Annotated in this window: 15 protein-coding genes; 9 read left to right on the top strand and 6 right to left on the bottom strand. The window is 59.9% G+C overall.

The features are described from left to right. Positions 1–223 (top strand): hypothetical protein (locus tag KW824_RS17500; RefSeq protein ID WP_218410509.1); only part of this gene is annotated, 223 nt, incomplete at its 5' end. A 206-nt stretch (positions 224–429) separates the two neighbouring features. Here the strand turns inward: KW824_RS17500 and KW824_RS17495 are convergent. From KW824_RS17495 to KW824_RS17485, 3 genes are all read right to left on the bottom strand, one after another. Beyond that, positions 430–1,476, bottom strand: coding sequence for a nitronate monooxygenase family protein (locus KW824_RS17495; protein WP_218410507.1), 1,047 nt, complete (start codon positions 1,474–1,476; stop codon positions 430–432). Then, the gene (locus KW824_RS17490) at positions 1,473–1,754 is read right to left on the bottom strand and encodes a helix-hairpin-helix domain-containing protein (protein ID WP_218410506.1); all 282 of its coding nucleotides are present in this window, start codon (positions 1,752–1,754) and stop codon (positions 1,473–1,475) included. The genes KW824_RS17495 and KW824_RS17490 overlap by 4 nt, the downstream gene beginning before the upstream one ends. Positions 1,755–1,825: 71 nt before the next feature. Further along, positions 1,826–2,467, bottom strand: a complete 642-nt coding sequence (locus tag KW824_RS17485) for a ribonuclease (RefSeq protein WP_218410504.1) — start codon at positions 2,465–2,467, stop codon at positions 1,826–1,828. Positions 2,468–2,705: 238 nt separating this feature from the next. Between KW824_RS17485 and KW824_RS17480 the strand changes: the two genes are divergently transcribed. Then, positions 2,706–3,266 (top strand): carbonate dehydratase, encoded by a 561-nt coding sequence (locus KW824_RS17480; protein ID WP_005330618.1) that lies wholly within the window; start codon positions 2,706–2,708, stop codon positions 3,264–3,266. A 227-nt stretch (positions 3,267–3,493) separates the two neighbouring features. Here KW824_RS17480 and KW824_RS17475 read toward each other — a convergent pair whose 3' ends face one another. Both KW824_RS17475 and KW824_RS17470 read right to left on the bottom strand, forming a co-directional pair. Next, a complete protein-coding gene (locus KW824_RS17475; RefSeq protein ID WP_218410502.1) occupies positions 3,494–5,389 on the bottom strand; it encodes a PhoX family phosphatase in 1,896 nt (631 codons plus the stop codon). A 199-nt stretch (positions 5,390–5,588) separates the two neighbouring features. Then, positions 5,589–6,497, bottom strand: a complete 909-nt coding sequence (locus tag KW824_RS17470) for an S-adenosyl-l-methionine hydroxide adenosyltransferase family protein (protein ID WP_218410500.1) — start codon at positions 6,495–6,497, stop codon at positions 5,589–5,591. Between the two features lie 166 nt (positions 6,498–6,663). On the opposite strand from KW824_RS17470, the gene KW824_RS17465 reads away from it, so the two are divergent. From KW824_RS17465 to KW824_RS17435, 7 genes are all read left to right on the top strand, one after another. After that, entirely contained in the window at positions 6,664–7,122 is a 459-nt protein-coding gene (locus tag KW824_RS17465; RefSeq protein ID WP_041206727.1) for a hypothetical protein, read from the top strand. Positions 7,123–7,331: 209 nt separating this feature from the next. Continuing rightward, entirely contained in the window at positions 7,332–8,801 is a 1,470-nt protein-coding gene (locus KW824_RS17460; RefSeq protein ID WP_005330627.1) for a GGDEF domain-containing protein, read from the top strand. A gap of 133 nt (positions 8,802–8,934) precedes the next feature. Then, on the top strand, positions 8,935–10,188 hold the full coding sequence (locus KW824_RS17455; protein ID WP_218410498.1) for a DEAD/DEAH box helicase: 1,254 nt from the start codon (positions 8,935–8,937) through the stop codon (positions 10,186–10,188). A gap of 237 nt (positions 10,189–10,425) precedes the next feature. After that, positions 10,426–11,715: a ferric reductase-like transmembrane domain-containing protein gene (locus KW824_RS17450; protein WP_218410496.1), complete on the top strand. Its 1,290-nt coding sequence runs from the start codon at positions 10,426–10,428 to the stop codon at positions 11,713–11,715. 192 nt (positions 11,716–11,907) lie between these two features. Beyond that, the gene (locus KW824_RS17445) at positions 11,908–12,303 is read left to right on the top strand and encodes a hypothetical protein (RefSeq protein ID WP_218410494.1); all 396 of its coding nucleotides are present in this window, start codon (positions 11,908–11,910) and stop codon (positions 12,301–12,303) included. Between the two features lie 807 nt (positions 12,304–13,110). Further along, a complete protein-coding gene (locus KW824_RS17440) occupies positions 13,111–14,382 on the top strand; it encodes an AAA family ATPase (protein ID WP_218410492.1) in 1,272 nt (423 codons plus the stop codon). After that, complete coding sequence (locus tag KW824_RS17435) at positions 14,375–14,890, top strand: hypothetical protein (RefSeq protein ID WP_218410489.1); 516 nt, start codon at positions 14,375–14,377, stop codon at positions 14,888–14,890. Before KW824_RS17440 ends, KW824_RS17435 begins: the two co-directional genes overlap by 8 nt. A gap of 131 nt (positions 14,891–15,021) precedes the next feature. On the opposite strand, the gene KW824_RS17430 is transcribed toward KW824_RS17435, so the two are convergent. Beyond that, positions 15,022–16,725 (bottom strand): amidase, encoded by a 1,704-nt coding sequence (locus tag KW824_RS17430; protein WP_218410487.1) that lies wholly within the window; start codon positions 16,723–16,725, stop codon positions 15,022–15,024. Between the last annotated feature and the right edge of the window lie 40 nt (positions 16,726–16,765).

The following is a 16,765-nucleotide window of genomic DNA, read 5'->3' as shown; positions in this document are numbered from 1 at the left end:
GATGTTCGATGCTGTGAGTGCCCACACAGATTGCTTGATTCAAATTGTTAAAGAGCGACGCAACAGTGTGTTGCTGCGGGAGTGGAATTCTACTCAACCGCCTTCTCGAGTCAAGCCTTATTTTCAAGGGCTTTTCGAGGTTATCAACAAGGTTGTTTGCGTTGCCGCTTGCCCTGTCGATGTGGTGCATTATAGAGACATTGATCACATTGGCAAGCGCTGACTGCAATAAAATTGCAAAAAACGGCCATTTATTAGTTATTCATATCAAAACACAGCTTTTATACAAATTTATCCACAGGCTGACGTTAAAAAGAGCTCTGATTGATACTCGGTGCTCCCCAATCCGGCAGCTTCTCGACGCCATCCTGACCAAAAGCCGATGCCTATAGAGATACCTATATAAAGGAAGGCAGTAAAAAGAGGTCATCAGGCCAGATCGGCCTCGGCGACCCAGGCTGAGATCAGCTCGGCGGCGGCGAGGGAGCGGCAACCCGAGACATTCTGTCCGGCCCAGAGTGGCGAGAAGCCGCTCTCTCCCATCTTTTCAGCCGCGGCGCGCAACGGGGCCAATGCGCCGCTGGCATGGGGGAAGTCAGGGGGCAGTGCCGAGAGAGGGCCGAGCTCCCGCATCAAGCGATTCACTATCCCCCGCGCCGGACGGCCGCTAAACAGATTGGTCAGTGCGGTGTGCCGGCCGTGCGCCCCCAGGAGCGCCGCACGGTGCAGGGGCGAGGTCGTCGCCTCGTGACAACAGAGAAATGCCGTTCCCATCTGGACGGCGCTGGCCCCCAGTACCAGGGCGGCCTTGATCCCCTTGCCATCGACGATGCCCCCGGTGGCAATGACAGGCAAATCCACTGCCGCCACTATCTGTGGCAACAGCGTAAAGGTGCCTTGTTGCAGGCTGAGATCCTGATTCAGGAAGTGACCGCGATGGCCTCCCGCCTCTAGTCCCTGGGCTATGATGGCATCGGCGCCATGGCGGGCCAGCCACTTCGCTTCTGCTACCGTGGTCGCACTGGCAAAGACGCTTGCCCCCGTGGCCTTCACCCTGGCCAGCAACTCGGGCGCCGGCAGGCCGAAGTGGAAGCTGACTACGGCGGGGTTGAACTCGGCCAGGATGGCGGCATGCTCGGCGTTGAACGGGGCGCGACTTGGCCCATTCGATACAGCATCGATACTCACACCGAACTCGGCATAAAAAGGCGCCAGCACCTGTTGCCAGCGTGCGACTTGCTGCGGATCGGGATCCCCTTGCTGATGACAGAAGAAGTTGATGTTGAATGGCCCCAGACCGCTGGCGGAAAGCCGAGCGAGCTCGCTTCGCAGGTCAGTCGGGCTGAGCATGGCCGCTGGCAATGATCCCAGGGCTCCACCCCCTGTCACCGCCATCGCCAGCTCACAGTTCTGCACTCCGGCCATGGGGGCCTGGATGATGGGATAGCGCATCCCCAGTTCGGCAAACAGGCTCATGTATCGGCCTCTCTTTCTGCGACTGAGGCTGCCATATGACTGCGCGCCAGCGCGATGGCGCCGTCGATGGCGCCGCGGGCCTGTGGGCTATTCTGCCAGCAGGTCGAGCCCAGCATGCTGGCCACCAACCGGACTATGTGGCCGGTATCCGCCTCGGCCAGCTCACCCAGGCTGTGGTAACCCAGCTGTTCAAGCCGCTCGATGACGGTGGGCCCCACCCCTTTCACCCCGAGCAGCAAACTGCGTTCCCTTGCCGAAAACTGTTTCACGTCGGTCATTGCAGGCCTCCTTTCCGATGGCTCTCTTTGAACATCAGGCCCTCAAGGGGCCTGATGGAAATAAAATGGGGTCAACGCACGCTGCGCAGCAGGAAGTCTGGCTGGCCGCAGGAGCGGCGCTCCCGCTTTTGCATCTCGTCCGAGCAGGGGACGGCATCAGTCCCTTCCCTGTTGATGCAGATGTAGATCTCCCGCAGGAAACGCCCGCCATCGGCGCAGGCCACCGTCATGGTGTGGGGTGCCAACCACTCATTGGCACTGGCCAGATCCGCCTTCAGTTCGAAGGTACTCTTGCGAAGGGGCTCTGCTGGCGATTGATAGGCGGCCGGGATCTTCACCTTCTGGCGCAGATCGCTGGCCAGTTGGTGAAATGCCTCCTGATTCAGGCCTGAGCAGGTGCCGTGCTTCTCCCACTCATGACCATAGAGGAAGCGGCTGGGATAGAGCCCGGCAAAATCCTGCTCCATGGCGGGATCCAGTCGCTCTCGGGTACAGTTGCCGGGATAGCCGCGCTGATACTGGGGCCAGAGCCCGTGCAGCACGAAGCCCAACTGGCGGCTGCACTGCTCTCTATCGGCCGGCTTGATGGCGCAGTGCTGCGGTGACCAGGAGAGCGCCAGGGCGTAGTAGTCAAACTCACCTGGCCGCCCCTTAGCCTGCGCGACTTGGGCACACAGCAAGAAAGCAGCCAGGAGTAGCATCATCTTCTTCATGTCATCGTCTCCGTCATCGCAGTCAGGCCGCCCCCTTCCGGCGAGGAATACGCCCGTTTATCAGGCCCCATGCTCCCATAACAGGGAGCCAAAGAACAACCATGTGAAATACCCTTACTAAAGGAGGGTCAGACCAGTAAAGGGTTTCCCCTCCCGGATCAGAGGCGTAAGCTGACTCTCCGGCGAGCCCCCGCGTCCCGCCACCTTATCCCCGAATTCAGCTGCAACAGGACGTAACATGATCCGCAAGAATCCCTCAGGTCACCTGCCCGTCATCCACGAATCCGCCTACATCGACAAGACCGCCATCATCTGTGGCAAGGTGATCATCAAGGAGAATGTGTTTGTCGGCCCCTATGCCGTGATCCGCGCCGACGAGGTGGACGAGAGCGGCGACATGGAGCCCATCGTCATCGGCGCCAACTCCAATATTCAGGACGGTGTGGTGATCCACTCCAAGTCCGGCGCCGCCGTCACCATAGGCGAATACAGCTCCATCGCCCATCGCAGCATAGTGCACGGCCCCTGCGAGGTGGGTAACCGGGTCTTCATCGGCTTCAACAGCGTGCTGTTCAACTGCCATATCGGCGAAGGATCCGTGGTACGCCACAACTCGGTGATCGACGGCTGCGATCTGCCCCCGGGCTTCTATGTGCCGTCCACCACCCGCATCAACCAGCAGAGCGATCTGGCCCAGATCCCCCGCGTCACCGTGGATGCCACCGAGTTCTCAGAGGACGTGGCCCACACCAACATCGATCTGGTCAAGGGCTACAAGGCGCTCTCCAACGAGTTCTGATGCCAGCCATGTCATAGCAGAAAAGGGGCACCACGCGGCCCCTTTTCTCTGCACGCAATCCTGACCCGGCCGGACACGCCACCATGGCGCTGGCATCCCCTCTTCTTTATCTCTCCCCCTCGACGCCTTCAAAACAAAGAACCCCTACTCGTTGGGTGTCCAACTTTCGGGGTTCGCGTCACGCAGGCTGCGCCCTCATGCGGCACAAGGGGCAGCGGGTCGGAATATCAGGCCCCGATGATACCGCCGTCGTCCCGGGTGATACGCAGCACGGCGGAGCGGGGAATGGCGGTGCCGCCATCCGGGAAGTGGGAGGGAGCCAGCTCCTCCCCCGGGTGCTGCACCCCGACAAACATAGTGCGCCAGTCCGGACTGAAGGTGAGGCCCGTGATCTCGCAGGCAATGGGGCCAGTCAGGAAGCGGCGCACCTCGCCACTCGCCGGGTCCGCGCACAGCATCTGGTTATTGCCCATGCCGGCAAACTGTTTCTCGTTGGAGTAATCGCCGTCGGTCTGGATCCAGAGCCGTCCCGCCTCGTCGAAGCCGATGCCGTCCGGGCTGTTGAACATGTTGTCCGGGTTGATGTTGGCACTGCCCGCCATCAACCCCTCTTTATTGACCTCAGGATTGCCCGCCAGCAGGAAGAGATCCCACTCGAAGCTGTCGCTGCCGTGATCGCCACCGGCCGGGTGCCAGCGGATGATCTGGCCATAGGGGTTCTCGGCCCTGGGGTTGGCGCCGTCCAGAGGTTGGTTCTCCTTGAGGCCGCGGTTCTTGTTGTTGGTCAGGGTGCAGTAGGCTTCGGCACGGTGGGGATGCACGGCCACCCACTCCGGCCTGTCCATGGTGGTGGCGCCGAGCCGGGTCGCGGCTTCGCGCGCGAAGATGAGCACCTCCCCCTGATCGGCGAAGCCGTTCTCCTGGGTCAGGCCGTGCTGGCCGTGCACCAGGGGCAACCACTGGCCGGTGCCCTTCAGTTCCCCTTCCTTGGCCTCGAAGCGGGCCACATAGAGGGTGCCCTCATCCAGCAGATCCCGGTTGGCAGGGTCCTTGCCCGGTGCCACCTTGTTCTTCGAGACGAAGCGGTAGATGTGCTCGCCCCGCTCGTCATCACCGAGGTAAACCACGGCGCGACCATCTTTATTGATGGTGAAGGCGGCATTCTCATGCTTGAAGCGGCCCAGCGCAGTGCGCTTCTTCGGGGTGGAGGCGGGATCGTGCGGATCGATTTCCACCACCCAGCCGAAGCGGTGCGGCTCGTTGGGGTGTTTGGCGAGATCGAAGCGCTCGTCGAACCTGTGCCAGCCAAAGCCCGCATCCTCGGCGGCCAGGCCGTAGCGGGCGGCGCGCTTGTCCAACTCAGGCTTGCCCGCGCTGCCGAAGTAGCCGTTGAAGTTCTCCTCGCAGGTGAGGTAGGTGCCCCAGGGAGTCTGGCCGTTGGCGCAGTTGTTGAAGGTGCCAAGAGCCGTGCGCCCCTCAGGGTCGGCCTGGGTCTTGAGCAGGGCGTGGCCCGCCGCCGGGCCGCTCAGTGTCATGGGGGTGGTGGCGGTGATGCGGCGATTAAGTGCCCCCCTGGGGTTGGCCTGCCACTTGCCATTGATGCGTACCAGCTCCACCAGAGAGACACCGTGGGCCGCCTGGGCCTTGGCGACGGCCTCGGCACTGAGCGCCTTGCCGCCATCCGCAAACAGGTATTCGTAGTTGGTGTACTCATTGTTGACGGCGAGCAGGGCGCGATCAGGGCCCAGGGGGAAGAAGCTCATGCCGTCGTTATTGTCGCCAAACTGGCGTGCCTGGGCCCTGGCATCATTGCTCTGGCTGAAGGCGGGGGCATCGGCGAACAGGGCATCACCCCAGGCTATCAGCACCTCGGCCTTGTAACCGGGTGGCACCACTATGGCATCGGCCACAGAGGCGGGCACGGCCTGGAACCCCAGCAGCGGCTGGGTGGCGGCGGCCACGGCGCGGGCTACCGGGCTCGCGGCGAAGAAGGCCACCATGCTGGCGGCGCCGACTCCCTTGAGGAACCCCCGACGGCTGAGGCCGGCCTCGATCAAGCGGTTGAACTCCGGCTCCTGTTCCCGGGGGTGGTTGACACTGTCTCTCTCGTCAAAACGGCTCATCGGCTTTTCCTTGTTCTCTCTGCTGGCATCATTGCGTAATCACTGCGTCCGGCCACAGCATGGCGGCACTTTATTAAACGACGATGACAAGCGATGAGATAACCGGCTGGCCCGGCAAGGCGCCACCGCCAAAGAGAAGGGGCGGTGGACACGAGTCCCACCACCCCGAAAGATGTATCGCCGACAGAAGGGTTGAGTCCTAGCCGCACTTCTTCAGGCTGACATGCCAGTTGGCGCCGGATTGCACCTGATGTTTGGTGGCGAAGCTGTCCATATTGAGGGCCACCGAGACCTGCAGCAGGCTGTTGAGGTAGACCAGCGGCTGGCCTTCCGGCACATCGCCGAAGCTGCTGACGTAGGGGGCCTTGCCCTCGTATTTCAGCGCATCCCCTTCGCTGATCCTGATGCAGGCGTTGTCCCCCTTGTTGATCCCCGCCTTGGTCAGCAGCGCATCGTCGATATTGGTCCAGACGTTGCCGTACTGCACGTCCAGGATGGGAATGGTGCCCTTGAGAGTGCCATCTTTTTCCGCTACGGCCGGCTGGTAGGGGATGGTCACCACCTCGGCGGGCAGCAGGGGCCCCACCTGCTCGAAGCTGATGACGCCGGAGGCAAGCCGCGCCCCCGTGTAGGCGTAGACGTCGCGACCGTGGAAGGTGTAGGACTTCTCGGAGCCCTTGAGACGGTTGCGCTTCTCGTCTATCTGGCGCACCGCCTCGATGCCGAAGTGTTCGGCCACCAGGGTCAGGGTGCCGTTGTCCGGGCTGACGATGTAGTGGCCGCTCTTGGTCTTGAGCACCACCGAGTGGCGATCGGTGCCGACGCCGGGATCCACCACGCTGACGAAGACGGTGCCCTTGGGCCAGTAGTTGAGGGTCTGGTAGAGGCGGTAGGAGGCCTCCCAGATGTTGTAGGCCGGGATCTCGTGGGTCAGATCCTGCAGCGGCAGTGTCCTGTCCACCCCGAAGGCGACCCCCTTCATGGCGGAGACGGCCCCGTCCTTGAGACCAAAGTCGGTCTGGAAGACCAGCGCCTCGTTTGCGAAGGCACCACTCCCCATCAGCGAGAGGGCGAGGACGAGGGCGCGGGGAAGGGTACGAATAGCCATATCAGGACTCCTTGTGGGGAATGCAACAGAGAAACAGAAATCTAGACGTCCAGAATGCCATTTGATGACACCTTTGCAAGCCCCCTTGCCCGAATGGGGGGAAAGCACTCGCCAGAGTGCTCCGCCGGGTGTATCCATGGACGAGTCAAATTCAGGAGACGACGGTATGACAGAGCAAGGGCACGAAACCCTATTGTTGAGCCTGGGTGACAGCCAGAGCCGGGTACAGATCACCGGGGCGGATGGCGTCAGCCAGACCTTTTCACTGGCCCTGGGCCTGAATGCCATGACACCCGGTCCCTTTCGCCGGGACCCGCCAACCCCCCTCGAGCTGGAGCAGGCCATCATGGTGGTGGAAGATGCACTGATGCCCCTCGCGGCCCATATCCAACCCCACCCCCTGATACAGCTTCACAGCCCGGTGCCGCTGGCAGGCGGACTCGGCAGCCACGAGCTGAACCGGGAGAGCATCGAACGTTTGTTCGGCCAGCTGGTCGCCATGGTGGAGGGAGATCCGCTGGCTGCGGCCCAGCTGCCCAGAGATCGCCGCTTCGCCGCCACCCTGCTGATCCTGCGAGAATGGATGCACCACCTGGGTGCCGAACGGGTGCAACTGCTCCCGTGATGGCAGCGCCAGTCAGGGGCGCCATGCCCTCTTACTCCGCGACCACCATCGATTCGCCCTTCCCTTGCCATCGAATCGTGAACGTCTATCTTGTTGATATTGGAGGCTCATTTTCCTTGCGCTGCCTGCCCCCGCCAACTTTCATCTGGTGATGCCGAGCAGAATCAGTTACAAAAAAGTCTTCTGTCACTACCCGGGAGCATCACGGCATGGCGGGATCACTGTTGCGGATCATCCCCCGCAAGTGGTTGATTCAATTCACACTGTTCTCTCTGGCACTGGCAGGGTTGGGGCTGGTGTTCAACTACACCTACCTCAGCATCCGGCACGACATGCAGCTCATCACCGCCAAACAGCAGAATGTGTTTGAGGTGTTTTATCAGCGGGCCCGCATCCTGGCGCCAGACGCGCTGGCCCGGTTCGTCGACAACAGCAGCATCAAGGCGCCCATCTTCAGCGAGAACAGGGATGCAACGGCCTATGCCTATGCTTATGACCTCGATACCCTGACCCGTATGGCTGTCATTCCCATACTCCCCTCATCCAACCCGGTACTCATCGCCTACCAATATGCCCTCTCCTACCCCGAGGTCATCAACCTCTACGCCTTCTATGACGATCGTCGCCTGCTTGGCATGGTGCCCGACCGACTGACGCTCCCGAACCGGCTGATGCCGACCAACAGCGACCTCAATGACATCGAACCCTGGACCCATTATTTCGGTTGCGCCCTCTTCGCCTCCGCCCATGTGCCCTGCAGCACGGATGAGGCCTGGGTGTCCGACATCTACACCGACACCTTCACCGGGTTGCAGACCATTACCATGTACTTCCCCTTCGTCTTCTACGACCCGGTGATAGCGGATTACCGCCATGGTCTGACGGGCATAGACATCGCCGTCGACGAGGCGTTCAAGGATGTGCTTCGCCCCTTCGAGAGCCTCAATCCGACCAGAACCACACTCTCTTTCGATGAAATAGAGCCCTGTCGCCCCTGGCATCTCTGCCTGAATACCCGCTTTATGCGGGCCAAGGCCAGCGTCGACCTCTATCTCAAATGGTCATACAGCTACGGCGATTTCATGCGAGCGGTGCTCTATGGCCCCGCCTTCAAACTCTATCTGATCGCCCTGCTGCTGCTCATACTGACGGGACGGGGCATCTACGGCCGCCTGCGCACCCTGGCACAGACCGATCACCTGACCCGGCTGCCGAGACGGGACATCCTGGATCAGGCCCAGTTGCAGGAGCACGACTACCTGATGCTCCTCGACATCGACAACTTCAAGTCCATCAACGACGCCTATGGCCACGGAGTGGGAGACATCGCCCTCGCCGCCTTCGCCCGTCATCTGACGGCCAATATGCGCAAGGGGGACAAGGCCATTCGCTGGGGCGGCGAGGAGTTTATCGTCCTCTACAAGAGGCTCGGCGACGAGGCCAGCATGCGCCAGACCGTGGCCCGTCTGTTGGCATCACAACTTCAGATGGAGGAACTGTCCGCCCCCATCACCTTCTCGGCAGGCATCATTCGCATCCGTGATTACCTGACCGTCGCCGAAGCCACCGACCTGGCCGATACGCTGCTCTACCACGTCAAGCAGCATGGCAAGCACAACATCGCCTATTACCAGGGGCAGGAGATCAGACTGATCCGGGAGCAGACCGCGGCCGACTGATCACGCAACAGCAGGGCCCTCGCCGCCCGCCGACAGTCATCACCTTCTGCTGTACGGGGCGCTTCTGCTACCATGGCGGCCACTGTCCGCTTTCGTCACGGCCCTGGCCGCGATAACCCCATACTGGTGCCCTATGTCCATTGCCTCCTTTGCCGAACTGGCCCTCTCTCCCCGTCTGCAACAGACCCTCTGTGAGCTGGGTTATGCCGCGCCAACCCCCATTCAGGCCAGCGCCATCCCCGTCATTCTGGCGGGGCGGGATCTGCTGGCGGGGGCTCAGACCGGCACCGGCAAGACCGCCGCCTTCGTGCTGCCGTTGCTGGAGCAACTGATGCAGCAGCCGCAAGGCGAGTCGCCCCGCCCCATCCGCGCCCTGGTGCTGGTGCCGACCCGCGAGCTGGCGGTGCAGGTCTTTGAGAGCGTGGTGCGCTACGGGCAGGGCACGGATCTCACCAGCGCCCTGGTGTACGGCGGGGTCAGCATTGCTGCCCAGGTGGAGGCGCTTCAAGCCGGGGTGGATCTGCTGATCGCCACCCCGGGTCGATTGCTCGACCATCTGCGTCAGGGGGCCTTGCGTCTCGGGAGTCTCAGCCATCTGGTGTTCGACGAGGCGGATCGCATGCTCGACATGGGCTTTATGGACGAGATAAAGGCGCTGCTGAAGCAAATCCCGGCGGATCGCCAGACCCTGCTGTTTTCGGCCACCTGCGACGACAACCTGTTTGCCTTGAGCAAGGTGCTGTTGCGTGACCCTGAACTGATCGAAGTGGCACCGCGCAACACCACGGCGGCCGAGGTGGAGCAGCGGGTCTATGCGGTGGATGGGGATCGCAAGCTGGCGTTGGTCGAACACATGCTGACCGTGAAGGGCTGGGCACCGGCCCTGATCTTCAGTCGCACCCGCCAGGGGGCCGACAAGCTGGCCCAGCAGCTCGGCAAGGCGGGCATCAATGCGCTCGCCTTCCACGGCGATCTGTCGCAAGGCGCGCGGGAGAAGGTGCTGCTGGAGTTTCGCGCCGGCACCCTGCAGGCGCTGGTGGCCACCGACGTGGCGGCCCGCGGCCTCGATATCAGCGACCTCAACCATGTGATCAATCTGGAATTCCCCTTTGTGGCGGAGGATTACGTGCACCGCATCGGGCGCACCGGCCGCGCCGGCAACAAGGGGCTCGCCATCACACTGTTCAGCCCGGAGGATGCGCCGCTGCTGGAGAAGGTGGAGGCCGTGCTCGACACCCGCTTGCCCCAGCAGTGGTTCCCGGGTTTTGAGCCGGATCTGACCCGCTTCGACCCCGAACCGCGCCGCAGCAGCAAGGCCGCGCAGAAGCAGAAGGCCAGAAAGCAGGCCCTCTCGGGCAACAAGGGCGGCAAGGGGCGCAAGCCCTGACATATGCTCTTGCGGGGGCAGCCATGCGGGCGCCCCCGCGTCACCACTCTCCTGGCGCGGGCTCGTGGCTAGCTCCAGCAGGCCGACCGCTTTCCTGCCGTCCTCCCACCGCTTTTCTCCCCCACGCCCTCCTGCTCAACCCTCTTCCACTGACCCGGCGACCCTTTGCCACACTCTGCTACAAAAGAGGTAGTAAAGGGGCACACTTTCGCCACAAAGCGGGCGTGCAATAGAGACATGAACAAGGAGGACATCATGAAACCCGCATCCCTCGCCTGGGCCCTGCCCCTGGCTCTCACCCTCATCTGGCTGCTTGGCATGACCCAGTGGCCCGCCGACCTCTGGCCCTGGCGCCATGAACTGCTGATCCTGACCGGTCTGCTTGGCCTCGGCGCCATGACCCTCTCCCTGCTGCTGGCCCTGCGCCTGCCGAGGCTCGAAGCCTGGTGTGGCGGGCTGGATCGCATGTTGCACCTGCATCGCAGCAGCGCCCTCTGGGCCACCGGCACCCTGATGGCCCACTGGCTGCTGGTGGAGGCGCCCAAGTGGGCCGTCACCGCCGACTGGCTGACCCGGCCGGCACGCCGCGGTGCTGGCGCTGGCAACGATGCCCTGTGGCACGAACTCGGCAATACCCTGGGGGAGTGGGGTTTCTATCTGCTGCTGGCCCTGGTGGTGGTGAGCTTGCTTGCGGTGGTGCGCTATGAGCGCTTCAAGGTGGTCCACCGGCTGGCCCCGGTCATCTACCTGATGGGCTGGCTGCACGGGCTCTGCCTGCTGCCGCGCATCGGCGTCCTGACGCCGGTCGGTCTGACCTTGCTGGTGGGGGGCGGGCTGGGCGCCATGGGCGCGCTCTACTCCCTGTTTGGCCGGGTGGGCCAGAATGCGCGCCGCCAGGGAGCGGTCAGCGCCCTCACCCCTCTGGACGAACGCACCCTGGAGATCAGGGTCACCCTGACCTCTCCCCTGTCTGGCTATCGCCCGGGCCAGTTCGCCTTCTTCGACTTCGCCGGGCGCGGCGAGCCCCATCCCTACACCCTGGTGAATGTCTCAGCGGACTGCCACACCCTGATCCTGGCGGTGCGCGCCCTCGGGGATCACACCCACTGGCTGCACCAGCACCTCAGGGTGGGGGATGCCGTCATCGTGACCGGCCCCTATGGCGCCTTCGCCCTGCCAGACCAGGCCCCCGCGCTCTGGGTGGGCGCCGGTATCGGCATCACCCCCTTCGTCGCCTGGCTGGAGGCGCTGGTGCGCCGTGGCGAGACACGCCCGGGCACCACCTTGCTGCAATGCGCCCCCACCGCCGAGGCCGCCCCCTATCACGTTCATCTGGCCGAGCTGTGCCGCCGGGCCGGGGTCAACTACCGATTGCACCTGGAGTCCGAGCGCGGTCGGCTGGATCTGGCCGCCCTGGGTGAACGCCAGCACACCCCGGTGTGGTTCTGCGGTCCCGAGCCCATGGCCCACACCCTGGATGCCTATCTGACCGCCCCGCTGCACCGGGAGCTGTTCCGCTTCCGCTAGCCTCAAGATGAGGCGCATCATCAAAAGGGCCTCCCCGGGGAGGCCCTTGTCATATCAGATGCACCTTGCTCGCAGCCTCTGACTTGCACCCATAAAATCTCGAACAAGGGCAGCGCCCCTCACTTGGATATTGATGCAGATTGAATGAATCAATATCATCTTGCGGCCCCTGGTCATGGATAAGAATGTTGTATGTCCTTTGATAAAAAACACGGTGAGTTCATCTTCAATGTGCAGAAACACCTGGTCACCTGCGAGCTGATCGGCCCTTTCAATGAAGAGGGTATGCTGGCGTGGATTACGGAGATAAAGCGCGTGGTGAACAGCCTGGACGGGAAGCCTTTCTGCGCTCTGGTGGACCATCGCCAGCATCAGGGGGTGGTGCTCTCCGCCCTACCTCATCTGCAGGAGACCTATCAGTGGCTGGCCCAGAAGAACCTGGTGGCCATCGCCTCTCTCTATTCGGCCAAGGTGCTCCACCACATCGCCCTCTCCTGCCTCTCCCTCACCCACCCGGACCATATCCGGGCATTCAACGACCCTCAAGAGGCCATCGCCTGGCTGGATGCCCAATATCAGGCGCAGTAGCCCACCCGGACTGGCGTGATACCCACTGCGCCGCGCACCAACCGGCCTGTGTAGATAAGCAATATGCCGCGCAGTCACCGCCATGGTCTGGATTAAAGGCCGCTATCCATGTCCTGAAGTGCTGCGCCCGGCAGCAGCCGATGGTTGACCCCCCAGAGACAAGAAATAGGTGTCACTCGGGAGAGCCGCAGCCTGGGCGGTTAGCTGCCCCGGCAAGGCGCCATCCGGGTCAATGGGCATCTGCGCCGCCCGCACGCTGCCGCCCCAGAAGCTCGCCACCAGTATCAAGGCCCCGGCCAACCCGTATTTGATCCACGATCTCATCGTCTCACTCCCTTCTCTTTGGCCCCTCGCCACCCTGTGGCAAGCAGGCCCATTTATCAGTGGGCAGAAGATAGAAGGGATATGTGAGGGGAAAATGAGGCTGTGTGAAGCCAGGGTGAAGTCGGGAAGATGTTGGGGGCATGCGGAAAATCATCATCACCAGCCCCGCAAGACGCGACATGTCGGGCAATAACCAGACCACGTAGGGACGATTAGCGCAGCGTCATCGTCCGCATACTGCCGCGCACCGAGTCATGGCAAGACCGGCAGGAAACTCTGGATGTCAGCGGCTTCTCGGCCGCGACCTGTTCGCGATCGTCCGAATACGCTTCGTTATTCGAACCTACGGCCCTGAGCTTATGAAGCCCTACTTACGATATGAACCATGGAATAAAACTAACACCCAGAGTATATTGCTCAGAGGAATTTTAATGCCATCGCGGCATAGAACATGTAACAAATGAGCAAGCTCTTGAGGACTTTATGATTAGATCTATTGGCTTGAACAACTGGAAAAGCTTCGCGAACTCACAGCTTTTCATTGATCCGCTCACCATACTAATTGGTAGTAATGCTAGTGGAAAATCAAATGCGTTAGATGCCTTTAGTTTTTTGAATAAAGCTACTCTTGGCACGCCCTTTTCAGTAATAATGGAACAGATGAGAGGTGGGATTCAATGGGTCTGCCGAAATAATACGAGTTCCTTTTCTTTATCTGCCACAGTAGCTGATGACAATGAAAACATTGACTATGTTTATTTTATAGAAGTAGAGACTCACAATAGCACATTACAAGTCAAAAGTGAAAGCCTACAAAGGCTAAAATATAGATCTAAAGACAACAGAAACAACCCTTACAGCATATACATATATAGAACAGATCCTTGTGAACAAGATTCCCCATATATTACTGCTAGGACATACAATGAAAAACAAGGCACACCTCGTCCATGTTCAAGAGCACAGAGTATTTTAGGTCAGCTCTATATTCAGTCCACTGCTAACATCTTAAGAAGCGAAATATCAAAAGCTCTGAACGCTATGCATGAAAATTTGGGGCAAATCTTCATGCTAGACCCAATCCCATCTCATATGAGAGGTTTTTCTCCTCTTTCAGAAGTATTAAACAGTGATGCATCGAATATTGCAGGTGTTATTTCAGCATTTTCTGATAACGAGAAAAAGGAGCTTGAGAGAAAGCTTTCAAACTATATTAAAAGTCTTCCTGAAAGAGAGATAGTTGAAGTTTTTTCAGAAACTGTGGATAGATTTAAAAGCTCTGCAATGCTGTATTGCAAAGAAGGATGGCTCGATGATGATGAACAAATCATTGATGCAAGAAGTATGTCTGATGGGACATTACGCTTTCTTGCAATTCTTACAGCCTTACTAACTAGGCCCTCAGGTAGTTTATTGGTAATTGAAGAAATTGATAATGGACTGCATCCATCAAGAGCTGACTTACTTGTAAAAGTTCTGTCTGAAATAGGGGGACAAAGGAAAGTCGATGTGTTGGTGACAACACACAACCCTGCATTTTTAGATAGACTGGGGCATAAGTATACTCCATTCATTACTGTAAGCCATAGAGACCCATTAACTGGTTCTAGTATGTTAACTTTGTTGGAAGATATAAATATGCTTCCTAAAATGCTTGCTTCAGGACCTGTTGGGACACTTACGAGTAAAGGCTCTATTGAGAGTGCATTAAATAAACAGTTTTCAACGGTAAGCAAGGATGATGATCATGAGTAAGAAAGTCATCATTTTTGATACATGTGTACTGTGTTGTTGGTTTAATGTGCCAGGAAAGGCTACTTGTGGACCAGCACATGACCAGTGGAACAATCAAAGAATTGCTAATATTGTAAATCAAGAAAAACTATTAAATACCACTTTTGTTTTACCTCTCGCATCAATAATAGAAATGGGGAACCATATAGCACTCTCGGCGGGAAATAAATTTGCTTTGGCAACTTCTTTTGCAGCATATATAGCATTGACAGCTGAGAGTGTTTCGCCGTGGGCTGCATTTAACGAACAAGATACATTGTGGTCTAAAGATGCGATGAAAACCTTGTCTGCTACGTGGCCTACGTTGGCAGCACAAGGAATAGGAATAGGTGATGCAACAATTAAAAATGTTGCCGACTTTTATGCAGAGTCAGGATATCAAGTAGAGCTTTTAACTGGAGACCAAGGATTAAAAGCTCATGCCCCACAGACTCCTCCCATGGTACCAAGAAGAAGAGCAAATAGATAAGGTTTTATACACTAACCGTCCTAATTAATTTTCAAACCGCTTTTAGATAAATCAATATATGAAAATAACCCCCACCTATCTAATAGGTGGGGGTTATTTCACTATTAACGGTCAACTCTGGGAGATTAAACCTAAGCCAACGGCGGCGTGCGTGGCGGCACCATCCGCTTGCTGCCGGTGGACTCGAAGGCCGAGGCGACGCGCAGCAGGTTGTTGTCGTCATAGGCACGGCCGGCGAAGGTCAGGCCAACCGGCATCCCGATATCGGCCATCACCCCCATGGGGACGGTGACGGTCGGCACGCCGAGGTGGCGAATGGCGAGGTTGCCGTTGGCGACCCAGATGCCGTTGCTCCAGGCGATATCGGCGGAGGCCGGATTCACGTCAGCGTCAGCTGGGCCCACGTCGGCAACGGTGGGGAACAGCACGGCGTCGAGCTTGAGCCCGTCCATCCAGTCTTCCAAGTCCAGCTTGCGAGTCTGCTCCAGACCGCGCAGGCCGTCCGGCACTGTGGGGATCTCGTCCCAGGATTTCAGGCCGCGATTGGCCATGTTGACGTACTCGTCCATGCCCGCCGCCAGATCGCCCTCGCGGTTCGGCAGGGTGCCCGGATCGTGGGGGAAGATCTTCGGCCCATCGACGTTTTCAAGCTTGTTCAACTTGGGATCGCCGTTGGCGCGCAGGAAATCGTCGAACGCCCAGCCGGAGAGTTCCCACAGCTCGTCGTTGAGAAACTCAGGGGTGACTATGCCGCGATTGAACACGGTCGGCGCGCCCGGTCTGTCCCCTTCGCAGTTGGAAACCAGGGGGAAGTCCACTTCGATGACTTCGGCGCCAGCGGCTTCCAGCGCCTTGCGCGCTTCTTCCCACAGGGCAATCACGGAGTCGCGGGTATGGATGCGCTGACCGGTCGGGCCGCCGATGCCGGGGTGCTCGCTGGTGCCCGCCAGTTCATCCTTGTTGATAAACATGCGCGGCACGCCGAGGCGCTTGCCCTTGAGGGCGTCGGGCTTGGCGGCCAGCTCCAGATAGGACGCAGGACGCACCTCGGAAGCCTTGGGGATCTTGACCCAGGGCTGCATGCGCCACAGATCCCCACGGGTGTCGGCATCGTCGGCCACCACCACATCCAGCACTTCCAAGAGATCGGCCATGGTGCGAGCGTAGGGCACCACCACGTCCATGGTCGGGGTCAGGGGCCAGTTGCCGCGCACCGAAATCACGCCACGGGACGGGGTGTAGGCGCACAGGCCGTTGTTAGAAGCGGGGCCACGGCCGCTCGACCAGGTCTCTTCCGCCAGACCAAAGGCGGAGAAGCTGGCGGCGGTGGCCGTACCGGCACCGTTGGAGGAGCCGGAGGCAAAGGGTGCGGTCAGGTAGTCGGCGTTGTAGGGGCTCTCGGCACGGCCATAGACGCCGCGCTGCATGCCGCCATTGGCCATGGGGGGCATATTGGTCTTGCCCAGGCAGATGGCACCGGCGGCGCGCAGCCGCTCCACGGTAAAGGCATCGCACTGGGCCACCAGATCCTTGAAAGCCGGGCTGCCGGAGGCGGCGGTCAGCCCCTTGACCAGATAGCTGTCCTTGGCGGTGTAGGGGATGCCGTCGAGCGGCCCCAGGGTTTCGCCACGGGCGCGGCGGGCATCAGACGCTTGCGCCTCTTTCAGGGCATCGGGATTGGGCACCACGAGGGCGTTGAGTTTGGTGTCAGTCTCGGGGCCGTCATAGGCGGCGATCCGGGCCTGATAGGCCTCGACCAGTTCGACCGCGGTAGTGCGGCCCGATTCGAGCGCATCGCGCAGCTCGGCAATGGAAACCTCGGTCACTTCGATCATGTTGATCTCCTGTAAAAGGGTGACTGTTTGTCATGGTGAT

Source organism: Aeromonas sp. sif0611 (assembly GCF_019218845.1).
Classification (GTDB): domain Bacteria; phylum Pseudomonadota; class Gammaproteobacteria; order Enterobacterales; family Aeromonadaceae; genus Aeromonas; species Aeromonas media.
The sequence above is the reverse complement of the archived record's forward strand: the minus strand, read 5'-3'. Positions and strand labels throughout refer to the sequence as shown.